Below are 11,252 nucleotides of genomic sequence, written 5' to 3'. Positions count from 1 at the left end.
GGCGATGTTCCCGCAACGGGCGTGAAGTGCGCCGACGGCGTGTGGCAGAGACCCGTCTTACAGGTTGTGGACGGCGTTGTGCTGAGGTGTTCCGACAAGAGCGCGGCGAGCGTGGAAATCCCTGCGGGCGTTACGAAAATCGGCGACCAGGCGTTCAGCGGCTGCAAGGCACTTGCGTCCGTGGTCATTCCCGACAGCGTTACGAAAATCGGCTGGTATGCGTTCCGTGACTGCACGTCGCTTGCGTCCGTGGTCATTCCCGACAGCGTTACGGAAATCGGCGGCTGGGCGTTCAGCGGCTGCAAGGCACTTGCGTCCGTGGTCATTCCCGACAGCGTTACGAAAATCGGCGAGGCGGCGTTCAGCGGCTGCGAGTCGCTTGCTTCAATCAAAATCGGTACGGGTGTTACGAAAATCGGCGAGGCGGCGTTCCAAGGCTGCACGGTGCTTGCCTCCATGGTCATTGGCGCGGGCGTTACGGAAATCGACGTCGGGGAGTTCAGTGGCTGCAAGGTGCTTGCGTCCGTGGAGTTCGGCGGCACTGTGGCGCAGTGGGAAGCCGTGAAGAAATGGGTCGACTGGCACGGGGACGTTCCCGCAAAAAGCGTGAAGTGTTCTGACGGCGAGGCGGAGCTGTAGGGGCGGCGCTGCAGAAGGCGCACTGGAAAAAGGCAAAGGCAGGGCGTATGCCCGGCATATAAATAAAACGACGTGCAGGTTTGCACGAAGGAGATTCAAATGGAAAAAATCGAAATCAACGGAAAACCGTTCGAGCTTTATGCGAAGGGTGAGCTCGGCAAGGACTCGAACCCGATTCTTGCGGTCGGCAATCAGAAGGACTTGCTGCGCGACTATTTCAACGAGCAGGGCAAGCCCTTCGACAATGACTGGACGACGCACCAGTTCATCGCCCACGCCATAAAGGTGGCTCGCGGCGAGGAATAGGGAACGCGGACAGCACGGCGTACTGGCGGAAGCTGGTGCGCTTTTCTTGTGGGTAAAGGGCTTTTCCGAATGTACGGTACAGTGCCTTATGAACGAAGGACTTGCGGGCGGCAACACGCTCCGCATTTTTGAGATTGAAAAATAGCGCGGGAAAACCGCGCAAGGAGTTTTATATGGGATTTAGATGTGCACGGTGCGGCACCTATGTGGGTGACAACGAGCGGTATTGGTACGGAGAAACATTATGAAAATCAGACGATTATGTATCGCGCTTTTGCTTGTCGCGGCGGTGGCGGACAACGCGATTGCCGTTACTGCGCCGAAAGCGGTGAACATCGGCTCGGACGGCGAGAGGCAGAAGCCCGTGGTGCTGGTGGAGGACGGCGTTGCGGTGGGATGCCGCGACAAGAGCGTTACCAGCGTGGAAATCCCTGCTGGCGTTACGAAAATCGGCAATGGGGCGTTCTATGGCTGCAAGGCACTTGCGTCGGTGGTCATTCCCGAGAGCGTTACGGAAATCGACTGGTATGCGTTCTATGGCTGCAAGGCGCTTGCGTCGGTGGTCATTCCCGCAGGCGTTACGGAAATCGGCGAGAGTGCGTTCTTGGAATGCTGGGCGCTTACGTCGGTGGAGTTCGGCGGCACTGTGGCGCAGTGGGAAGCGGTTAAGGGCAAAGACAATCTCTTTAACGTCTATGTTCACGCAACGAGCGTGAAGTGCGCCGACGGCGTGTGGCAGAAGCCCGTGGTGCTGGTGGAGGGCGGCGTTGCGGTGAAGTGCCTCGACAAGAGCGCGGCGAGCGTGGAAATCCCTGCTGGCGTTACGGAAATCGACGGGACGTTCGATGGCTGCACGTCGCTTGCGTCCGTCGTCATTCCAGACAGCGTTACGAGAATCGGCGGCTGGACGTTCAAGGACTGCACGGCGCTTGCGTCGGTGGTCATTCCCGACAGCGTTACGAAAATCGGCTGGGAGGCGTTCAAAAACTGCAAGGCGCTTGCGTCGGTGGCGTTCGGCGGGACTGTGGCGCAGTGGAAAGCCGTGGAGAAGGAGCCCAGCTGGCACAAGGGCGTTCCCGCAAAGAGCGTGAAGTGCGCGGACGGCGAGGCGCGGCTGTAGGGGAAAATGATAATGAACCTTCCGTCCGTGCTTACTGCATGGGCGGGGGAAAGGAGGTAGCGGAATGGGAGAATGGAGCAGGGAGCTTACGGAGCGCAATGAAATCAAGGCTGTTGTTACTGCGATAAAAAATGCCGAGAAGGAGGCTCAAAATGGCAAAAAATAAAGCATTCACGAGCATCATGGCAGGTCTCAACGAGAGTCTCTCCTATGCGAAAGGCGACGAATCCTCTGCGAGGAAAGTGTCTGTCACTGTTTCGGAACTTCCTTCCTATAAGGATGTGGAGATAAAGGAAATCAGGGAAGAGCTGAATCTCACTCAGAAAAATTTCGCATTTGTGCTGGGAGTCTCTCCAAAAACTGTTGAGGCGTGGGAATCGGGACGAAATGTTCCGCAGGGGATAGCGCAGAGGTTTTTGCAGATGCTCCGCATTGGCGGAAAGAAGATGTTGCAGGATTTCAATGTCATTTCTGTCGCGTACTAGATTTTGACAACCTTCCTTCGATTAAAAAAAACGCCCTCTGAGAAAATCTTCAAGGGGCGTTCGCGCGCTTCTATGTGCGCCGCTTATTAAGCGAGTTTTTCATTCTGCGGATTCAACTTTTTCTACAACACCGTCTTTTATGTAGGCAACAAGTGAAACACCCTTGTCTTTTCTGCGGCTTTCAAATCCTTTCGCATTATAAGATTTTTCATTTGTAAAAGCATCAGACTCGTCTATAGAATTGCCTTTTTCATCTGTATATTTGTTCTCACGGTCGTTATAAATATATGCGATGTGAGTTTCAGTAGATGATTTTGAATCCTCATAGACGGAGACAGATTGAAGCGAATATTCATATTCAACAGCACCACTCACAGCATTATCTGAATATTGGAATCGATTAGTTTGAATATCATATATGTAATAAACCTCATTTATATTTGTTCTTTCAAACATCGCACTGTCATTTGATTTTTTAACAGCTCTGTATTGTTGAACAGCGTAATTAAATGAGTTTATAGTTGAGCTAATCTCACTATTATTATTTCTATGAGTCCTTGTACCAAGCTCCATTATACCTTGAGCACGTCCCTGAGATTTTGAGACATCTTGATTGACAGTTCTATAGAGTTTTCCACCGTCTAGAACATCTTGAATATGAATTGTTTCTGGATAAACATAGCAACCATCATCTAATTTATAGAAACTAAAACTGGAAACAGTAGAATATCGTCTATTCTTGAATTTTTTAGTTGTAGTTTTATCTACATACACAGTTGTCACGAGATTTGAAAAGCGAAGAACTTTATCATAATCGCCAGTTGCCTTGACTGGCTCACCGTCATACTTAAAATACTTCACCAAGTCAGTTTCTTTCTTGCCATTAAAATATTTTGCTCCGCTTGTTGCTACTCCTAAACTTGAGCAGCCTAAAAGGGCGTTAGGCAATAAAACTGAACAAAAAACAATGGCAAAAAAATTTATTTTCTTTTTCATTGTTTTGCCTCCGTTTGGTTGTCAGCTTTTTCTTCAGATTTTCCACATCCGTTTCCAATACACGGCAAATCTTTATCGTTAGATTTATTAATTCGTTTTAGCTCTTTATTAGTGCAGATTTCATGTTTAATTCCATCTACAACTTCATTTTTTGAAAACTTGCAATTATTCATAAAAAATATTCCTCCAAATTTCTCCATCATTCGTTATTGCCGCAAAACGAGCGAAGCGATGTTTTGCGGCAATGGAATCTGTCAATTCCATTGCCATGGTATACCATGGCAGCCCGCTTGCGCGGGCTATTGTTTGTTGGAAAAAAACTGGAGATGATTGTGAGAACCAAGTAGAGCTAGCGGTCGTGTGTATTGATTTCGTTTACATGAATTTTTGCATTTTTTTAAGGACAGTTTGCTTTGCTTGTTCTTTTTCTACATAAAATACTCCACAGATTTTTTTCTGTGCTCTTGTATTTTTGCGTGTACTGAAGAAACTCCAAGAGTGCTATACTATGGCTATGACAAAGGAAGGAAAATGTAGAGCACAGACAAAATCGCTGTCAAAAATCGACCCGAAAATGATGGAGAGGATACAGTCGCTTCGTCTTATGGACGATGACTTTATGACAATCGTGTTTTCTGGCGACAACAAGCTTACGGAATTCCTTTTGCGGATACTGCTTGATAGGACTGATTTGACCGTGAAAAGTTGTCTGACGCAGAAATAAGCACAACATTTTCTGTCGCGCATTAGCCTTTGCGAAATTCACTGAATCAACAAAAACGCCCCCGCAAGGGAAAACCCTTCGCGGGGGCGTGTTGCTTTTATGCACGCGTCCTGTGCGCGGTCTATTTTACAAATTCTTTCTTCAAGAACTCGAGGTCAAGCTCTGGGTACAGGACGAATTTTGAGAGGAGAGCCTGCACTCTCTTTGAGGCGGCTTCCTTCACTGACTCGTCGAGGACAATCTTGAGCTTCGCCGGTTTTCCGTCCTTTGTGACGCCAGGTTTCGTTCCCTTGAGCACCATGTCGATGATTGCGGCGACTTCCTTCATCTCCTCTTCCTTCATGCCGAGCGTGGTGAGGGCTGGGGTTCCGAGGCGGAGTCCTGAAGTGTACCATGCGCCGTTCTTGTCGTACGGCAGCGCGTTTGCGTTCACGGTCACGCCGGCTTGGAACAACGCCGCCTCAGCCTGCTTTCCGGTGAGTCCGTAGGCTTCGAAGACGTTCGCGAGCATGAGGTGGTTGTCGGTTCCGTTCGTCTGGAGAGGGACGTTCAGGTCGGCGAGGTTCTTCGCCAAAGCCTGCGCGTTCTTGACGACCTGGTGCGCGTAGTCCTGGTACTCCTTCGTGTTGGCTTCCTTGAACGCCAAAGCCTTCGCGGCCATGACGTGCGGGAGCGGTCCGCCCAAGACCATCGGGCAGCCCTTGTTCACGTAGTCGGCGAATTCTTTCTTGCAGAGAATCATTGCGCCGCGTGGACCGCGCAAAGTCTTGTGCGTCGTCGTCGTTACGATGTCCGCCCATTTGACCGGGTCCTCGTCGCCCGTGAAGACTTTTCCTGCGACGAGTCCTGCGAAGTGCGACATATCCACCATCAACACGGCTCCGCACTTGTCCGCGATTTCCCTGAATCTCTTGAAGTTGATTGCGCGCGGGTATGCTGAATATCCTGTGAGGAGAATGAGCGGCTTCACTTCCATCGCCTGCTTTTCGATTGCGTCGTAGTCCAAGAGGCCTGTCTTCTCGTCGACGCCGTACGGATGCGACTCGAACATGCGGGCGGAGACGTTCATCTTGTAGCCGTGTGTGAGGTGGCCGCCGCAAGAGTAGTCGAGGCCCATGAGCTTCTGGTTTCCGAATCTCTTCCGGAGTTCGGCGAACTGCTCGTCCGTGAGGTCGTTCAATGATTTCACGCCGAGTTCCTCAAGCGTCGGTGTCTCCACCTTTGCCGAAAGAATTGCCCAATAGGCGACGAGGTTCGTGTCCGCGCCGGAATGCGGCTGCACGTATGCGTAGTCCGCCCCGAAAAGTGCCTCCGCCTCGCGCGCCGCAGTCGATTCGACGGCATCTACGTTCACACAGCCGCCGTAGTAGCGGTGCTCGGGATATCCTTCTGCGTACTTGTCGGTGAGAAGGTTTCCCATCGCCGCCTGAACAGCCAGAGAGCAGTAGTTCTCCGATGCGATGAGCTTGAGGTGGCTCCTCTGGTTCTCGATTTCGTTCACCACGTCAGCGGCAATCGATGGGTTCACAGTTGCGACCTGCTGGAGGTTCGCGACATACGCGCACATCGCGGCAGTCGGTTTTCCGCCGCAAGAAGAAAGATAGTTTTCCAAGGGTGTTGGCATCTTTTACTCCATTTTTTTGAGATTGTGGAACAGTTTACAGAAAACGGCGCTTGCTGTCCATTTTCCCGTTCTTAGATTGGCTTTCTCGGAGCAAGCGCACGCAGCACGTGCGAGGCACGTGTGCGCCCGGGTGGGGTTGTGCGCGTGTGTGGGAATTTTGTCGTTCTCAGTTTGGTTTGTGGCGTTTCTGCGTTCTCAGTTTGGTTTGCGACATTCCCTCGTTCTAAGTTCGGCTTGGTTGGAGCAAGCGCACGCAGCACGTGCTGGGGGCACGTGTGCGCCTTGGTGGGGGTGTGCGCGTGTGTGGGGATTTTTGCATTCTGAGATTTTGTTTGCGTGGATTTTCCCGTTCTTTTGCTTGCTGTCCATTTTCCCCGTTCTAAGTTCGGCTTTGGTTGGAGCAAGCGCACGCAGCACGTGCCGGGGGCACGTGTGCGCCCGGGTGGGGTTGCGCGTGTGTGGGAATTTTGTCGTTCTCAGTTTGGTTTGCGACATTCCCTCGTTCTAAGTTCGGCTTGGTTGGAGCAAGCGCACGCAGCACGTGCCGGGGGGCACGTGTGCGCCCGGATGGAATTGGCGTGCGTGGATGCGTTTTTTTTCGTTCCAAGTTCGGCTTGCGGAGTATTTTCGTTCCAAGTTCGGCTTGCTGTCCATTTTCCCGTTCTGAGTTCGGCTTGGTTGGAGCAAGCGCGCGCAGCACGTGCCGGGGGCACGTGTGCGCCCAGATGGGGATTGCGCGTGTGGGGGGATTTTTGCGTTCTGAGATTTTGTTTGCGTGGATTTTCCCGTTCTGAGTTCGGCTTGCGGGGTATTCCCGCTCTAATGGGAACGTCGTTCCTGCTCTAATGGAAGTGGCATTCCTGCTCTAATGGGAACGATGTTCCTGCTCTAATGGGAACGATGTTCCTGCTCTAATGGGAGCGTCGTTCCTGCTCTAATGGGAGTGGCATTCCTGCTCTAATGGGAACGATGTTCCTGCTCTAATGGGAACGGCATTCCAGTTCTAATGGAAGTGGCGTTCCCGAAGTCGTTTTTTCATTACTTCGACTATGGAAATTGTATAATGCGGTTGCACTAGGGATGATATGGACAGGTGCTTGGGAAGGTGTGGTAAAATGAGAATGTTCTTAAAATTGTGGGCGAAGGGTGTAGCGGAGTGTTTTTATGGAAAGAAGATGCGGGATTTTTTTTGCGGTTGTGCTCGCGGTTGCGGTTTGTTTTGCGCCTTCGTCGTGCGCGCTTTTTGGGGATGATGAAAGCGTTGAGAAATCGGCGGGGGCGCTGACGGCATCCGTTCGGGGGAGCGTGGCGGTTTCGGGTGCGGCGCCGGGCGTTTTCCGGAAAAGCAGCGCGCGGACTGCGCTTCCGTCGCTGGGCGAGGAACTCTCGTATTCCGTGGAGGCCTCGGACGGGGGGAGAAAGTACACCGCCGATGTCGATGCGGAAAATCTCTCGTTCTCGTTCGGCGACCTTGCGGTTGTTGAGGGCGGGACTGAGTACACGATTACGGCGACGGGGAAAATCGGGGATGAGACAGTGCTTTTCGGAGAGGTGAAAAAAACGCTGAAGCCCGGCGACGCGTTTTTCTGCGAGGTTCCCGTAAAGCCCTATATGGAAAGCGGGAAAGGTACCGTCAGCCTCGAAATAGACGTCAGCGAAACTGAAATAAAGTCGTGCGCGGTAAATATTCCGGGTGAAGATTCGGTCATACCCCCCCCGTATGTTCCGGCGGGAAAATAACATGGAGCGCGGAACTCGATTCGGGGTGCTACGGGGCGGTGTTCAGCTTCTACAACACGGAAAGCGCGTCCGACGGAAACAGGATTCTCCTCTACGAATTCCGCGAGTCAGTCCACGTCTGCAAATCGCTTGTGACCGATTCGTGGTTCGGCTCGTCGGCGTACATCACGGACGGGAAATGCGTCGTCACGGATGACCTCGTCAAGAAATTCGCGCTTTCGAGGATTTATGTGTCGTCGAGGAAAGAGGACAGCAGGGAGACGGGGACGCGCGCGGAGCCGTACAAATCGATTGCGAGGGCGATGGGCGCGCTCATGGATTCCGAGACCGATTACACAATACTCGTCGACGGGGAGCTTGCGGGCGCGCAGGAAATCCCCGCGTCGCTCAAAAAGGACGGGAGCGGAGCGTATAAGGCGAAAAAGCTTTCGATAAAAGGCGCGGGCGCGGGCGCGAAAATCGACGGGAACAAAGAAGGGACGGCGCTCACGATTGAGACGGATGTTCCCGTCACCATCGAGAACATCACAATCACCGGCGGAGAAACGGCCGGAAACGGAGGCGGAATCTATCTTGCAAGCGCCTCTTCCGTCACCATCTCAGAAAATACCGAAATCATTTCCAATGATGCGAAAGACGGCGGCGGCATTTTTAATGCTGGAACGCTGTATCTTTGCGGCGGCGTGATTTCAAAAAACACTGCCTCGAATTGTGGCGGCGGCGTGTACAGCACGGGCACGATGTTCATGTACGGCTCTGCCGTCATCGGCGACTCGTCAAAAACTACAGCCGCAACAAAAGATGAATCATGTTACTCAAACAAGGCAACAGTTAAAGGCGGCGGTATTTGTTCTACAGGAAATCTTTATTTAGGATTTTCTTCAGCGGATACAGAAGCAGTTCTTACAGGCGGTGTTTATTATAATTACGCAAAGAATTCTGGTGGCATTCATCAACAAGATACTTCTCATTCTAATAAAGTGTTTAAGTTTAGTTCCGGCTCTGTCTCGTATAACGCTGAACGGGGAATGTATGTCGGCTATGGCAAATTTACAATGACCGGCGGAACTGTCAGCGGAAATACAGCTTTGCAGCCGGAGGAAGAGAATGAAGATTCATTTAGAGGGGGCGGTATTTATGTAGGAGCTGACTGTACTGCTTTAATCAGCGGGGGCAAAATTACTTCTAATGAGGCTGCTGTAAAAGGTGGCGGCATTTTTATTGCACAATCAAGCAGTATAGTTACCATAGAAGGCGGAACAATCAGCGGAAATACTGCAGGCAGTTACGGAAGCGGAATTTCAATGGACAATGGTTCATTGAAAATGCAGGGCGGTGCAAAAATCGATTCAAGCAACGACGTCTACCTTCCAAGCGGGAAAGTTATCACAATCACGGGCGAACTGACCGGAGAAGCCCCAATCGCGACGATAACGCCGGCAGCGTGGAAGCGGGGAACGACAATAGTTCAGGTGGACGGCGAGACCGTTACTGACGCGACAGATTTCGCGGGCTGTTTTGCCATTACTCAGGACGGATGGGATAAATGTATTTCCGGGGACAAGAAAAGCATTTACATAACTGCGCCGATTTACGTCGCGCCGAACGGTGACGACGGGGAAAGCACGCCCGGAACGAGGGCGAATCCGTTCAAGACTATAAAGCGGGGCGTAAAAGAGCTTTTGAATGCTGTCGGCGGTGAGTACACGATTCTTGTTGACGGAAAACTTGTCGAAGTTCAGGAAATTCCGTCTGACTTAACAAAATCGATGGCAGATTCCCTTACAATCAAGGGAACGAGCGGCACGTCGATGATTGATGCGAACAATAACGGTTCGGCTCTTACCATAAGTACGGAAGTTCCGGTAAAGATTGTCAATTTCACGATTAAAAACGGAAAAACCGATTCTAAGGGCGGCGGAATCTATATTGATGAGAAAAAAGCTGACGTCACGCTCGGAGACGGAACGGTTTCCGGCGGTGTCCTGATTACGGCAAACGAGGCTCAGGAAGGCGGCGGAATCTACAACAAAGGAAAGTTGACCATAAAATACGGTGTAAATATTACAAGCAACTCAGCGAAGGACGGTTCGCACTCACAGGGAGGAGGAGTCTGCAATGAGGGAACTTTTGTCATGGAAGACGGCGCGATTTCCTCTAACAGCACGGAAGTAACTACTGACGGCTACGGCGGAGGCGGAATTGCAAATATCAGCGCGGCATCTTCGGTCTATATTTTGGGTGGTGCGATTGCAAGAAACTCCACGACAAAATACGGCGGAGGACTTCTCAATTATCAGGGAAAAATATTTGTCTCAGGAAACGCTACAATTGGCGGAAGCGGAACTGACAAAAATACGGCGGACGACCGTGGCGGCGGTATCTATTCGGAGGGAGGCTACTGTTATCTGGGGTATGATGGGGCAAATTCCGAAAAAGAATGGACGGGAAAAATAGCCGGAAATACGGCGGTAAAAGGCGGCGGCATTTATAGTTCATCCGCAGTTATTACAATGAACAGTGGCTCCATCGAATCAAACACGGCTGATGAAAAAGGCGGGGCTGTTTATGGCGGTGATGCAACCAATCTTAAAATGAGTGGAAGTGCAGTGATTCTTCCAGACAACGAACAAAAGAACGACGTGTATCTTGAGCATGAAAAGACAATCACCGTTTCTGGTTCACTAGAAAGCGAGAATCTTGCCGCACTGATTACAATTCCAGAAGCTGATTATACAGCCGGAACGCAAGTTCTGGATGGCGATGCCATAGCAGATGAATGTTACAAATTCCGCGTAAGAAAGCCTGATTCCAAGCCGGAAATGCTTTTCGTCGGAAGTGATGGAAAACTTGTTCCTATCATAGGATTTTCGAACGGAGCAAACTACGGCACTGTGACAAACACGGGCACTGAGGAAAATCCTGGAGACGGGCTTGAGTACGATGTTTATAAATACAGCTATATTGATTATCGCAATATCAAGATGAGCATCGTAAATCCGTATGAAAATGTCGGATATTCAATGGAAGTAACGATTGATGACGAAACTCCTTCTCTAAACACGAACATCAACGACGAAGTTTTGGAAGACGGCTTCCACACGATTCAAGTAAAACTTGAAAAAAGCGGTGCAGAAACGATGGAAATAACAAAGCGGGTTTATGCGGGAATAAGGAAAGTCAAAATAACTTTGTACGATGCCGAGATAAAAAACTTCTCAAAAGATTATTTTAAAGGCGGTGTTTATATTAATGGCCGCGAGGTCAGAAGGTGGAACGACTGGTCGGACTTTAGCGACACTCATTTTAACACATATAGTTTTTCTGAAACTTTGGATAAAAAAGACTCTGATTTTATTTGTAGTACCGCTGACGCATATATGGCAAGCAGTAGTGGAGGTAGAAGTTCTACTCCTCTCCGCGATGCTTACAGAGAGTATAAATTATCTGATTTAATTGGAATAGGTTATATTGAAATGAACAGCGGCACTTACAACAACGGTGGTCACGCAAGTGATACTCTTACTTTGGCAATGTGGTACACAAAGGCTAACGCTGAGTAATCGACTGCGCTTAGGAGCGGGATTAGTCCATGGAGGACGTTTTTTCCGCTCCTCA

10 protein-coding genes are annotated in these 11,252 nt (G+C 50.6%); 7 read left to right on the top strand and 3 right to left on the bottom strand.

All coding sequences use genetic code 11. From position 1 onward, the window contains the following. The 4 genes from TRESADRAFT_RS04115 to TRESADRAFT_RS04100 form a co-directional block, all read left to right on the top strand. Positions 1-639 (top strand): leucine-rich repeat domain-containing protein (locus TRESADRAFT_RS04115; RefSeq protein WP_004266637.1); only part of this gene is annotated, 639 nt, incomplete at its 5' end. A gap of 99 nt (positions 640-738) precedes the next feature. After that, entirely contained in the window at positions 739-945 is a 207-nt protein-coding gene (locus TRESADRAFT_RS04110) for a hypothetical protein (RefSeq protein WP_002703658.1), read from the top strand. Between the two features lie 244 nt (positions 946-1,189). After that, the gene (locus TRESADRAFT_RS04105) at positions 1,190-2,065 is read left to right on the top strand and encodes a leucine-rich repeat domain-containing protein (RefSeq protein ID WP_004266635.1); all 876 of its coding nucleotides are present in this window, start codon (positions 1,190-1,192) and stop codon (positions 2,063-2,065) included. 152 nt (positions 2,066-2,217) lie between these two features. Then, positions 2,218-2,550 carry a helix-turn-helix domain-containing protein gene (locus tag TRESADRAFT_RS04100; protein ID WP_004266634.1) on the top strand — a complete coding sequence of 111 codons (333 nt, stop codon included), beginning with the start codon at positions 2,218-2,220 and terminating at the stop codon, positions 2,548-2,550. 99 nt (positions 2,551-2,649) lie between these two features. On the opposite strand, the gene TRESADRAFT_RS04095 is transcribed toward TRESADRAFT_RS04100, so the two are convergent. After that, positions 2,650-3,546: a hypothetical protein gene (locus tag TRESADRAFT_RS04095; protein WP_004266633.1), complete on the bottom strand. Its 897-nt coding sequence runs from the start codon at positions 3,544-3,546 to the stop codon at positions 2,650-2,652. Continuing rightward, the gene (locus TRESADRAFT_RS04090) at positions 3,543-3,749 is read right to left on the bottom strand and encodes a hypothetical protein (RefSeq protein WP_040842257.1); all 207 of its coding nucleotides are present in this window, start codon (positions 3,747-3,749) and stop codon (positions 3,543-3,545) included. Before TRESADRAFT_RS04090 ends, TRESADRAFT_RS04095 begins: the two co-directional genes overlap by 4 nt. A 311-nt stretch (positions 3,750-4,060) precedes the next feature. Between TRESADRAFT_RS04090 and TRESADRAFT_RS04085 the strand changes: the two genes are divergently transcribed. Then, positions 4,061-4,270 carry a hypothetical protein gene (locus TRESADRAFT_RS04085; RefSeq protein ID WP_141607107.1) on the top strand — a complete coding sequence of 70 codons (210 nt, stop codon included), beginning with the start codon at positions 4,061-4,063 and terminating at the stop codon, positions 4,268-4,270. A 121-nt stretch (positions 4,271-4,391) separates the two neighbouring features. Here the strand turns inward: TRESADRAFT_RS04085 and TRESADRAFT_RS04080 are convergent, their stop codons facing one another. Next, the gene (locus tag TRESADRAFT_RS04080) at positions 4,392-5,894 is read right to left on the bottom strand and encodes a glycine hydroxymethyltransferase (protein WP_004266631.1); all 1,503 of its coding nucleotides are present in this window, start codon (positions 5,892-5,894) and stop codon (positions 4,392-4,394) included. A gap of 1,164 nt (positions 5,895-7,058) precedes the next feature. On the opposite strand from TRESADRAFT_RS04080, the gene TRESADRAFT_RS04075 reads away from it, so the two are divergent. Together TRESADRAFT_RS04075 and TRESADRAFT_RS04070 are read left to right on the top strand one after the other, a co-directional pair. Continuing rightward, on the top strand, positions 7,059-7,634 hold the full coding sequence (locus TRESADRAFT_RS04075; RefSeq protein ID WP_004266630.1) for a hypothetical protein: 576 nt from the start codon (positions 7,059-7,061) through the stop codon (positions 7,632-7,634). Positions 7,635-7,948: 314 nt separating this feature from the next. Next, positions 7,949-11,197: an autotransporter outer membrane beta-barrel domain-containing protein gene (locus TRESADRAFT_RS04070; protein ID WP_141607105.1), complete on the top strand. Its 3,249-nt coding sequence runs from the start codon at positions 7,949-7,951 to the stop codon at positions 11,195-11,197. Positions 11,198-11,252 lie beyond the last annotated feature (55 nt).

The sequence above is a fragment of the Treponema saccharophilum DSM 2985 genome (assembly GCF_000255555.1).
GTDB lineage: Bacteria > Spirochaetota > Spirochaetia > Treponematales > Treponemataceae > Treponema_D > Treponema_D saccharophilum.
The sequence above is the reverse complement of the archived record's forward strand: the minus strand, read 5'-3'. Positions and strand labels throughout refer to the sequence as shown.

Excerpts from the sequence above, each read along its gene's own strand:
- TRESADRAFT_RS04080 (WP_004266631.1), bottom strand. The coding sequence starts at position 5,894 with ATGCCAACACCCTTGGAAAACTATCTTTCTTCTTGCGGCGGAAAACCG.
- TRESADRAFT_RS04110 (WP_002703658.1), top strand. The coding sequence starts at position 739 with ATGGAAAAAATCGAAATCAACGGAAAACCGTTCGAGCTTTATGCGAAG.
- TRESADRAFT_RS04105 (WP_004266635.1), top strand. The coding sequence starts at position 1,190 with ATGAAAATCAGACGATTATGTATCGCGCTTTTGCTTGTCGCGGCGGTG.
- TRESADRAFT_RS04085 (WP_141607107.1), top strand. The coding sequence starts at position 4,061 with ATGACAAAGGAAGGAAAATGTAGAGCACAGACAAAATCGCTGTCAAAA.
- TRESADRAFT_RS04070 (WP_141607105.1), top strand. The coding sequence starts at position 7,949 with ATGGATTCCGAGACCGATTACACAATACTCGTCGACGGGGAGCTTGCG.
- TRESADRAFT_RS04075 (WP_004266630.1), top strand. The coding sequence starts at position 7,059 with ATGGAAAGAAGATGCGGGATTTTTTTTGCGGTTGTGCTCGCGGTTGCG.
- TRESADRAFT_RS04090 (WP_040842257.1), bottom strand. The coding sequence starts at position 3,749 with ATGATGGAGAAATTTGGAGGAATATTTTTTATGAATAATTGCAAGTTT.
- TRESADRAFT_RS04095 (WP_004266633.1), bottom strand. The coding sequence starts at position 3,546 with ATGAAAAAGAAAATAAATTTTTTTGCCATTGTTTTTTGTTCAGTTTTA.
- TRESADRAFT_RS04100 (WP_004266634.1), top strand. The coding sequence starts at position 2,218 with ATGGCAAAAAATAAAGCATTCACGAGCATCATGGCAGGTCTCAACGAG.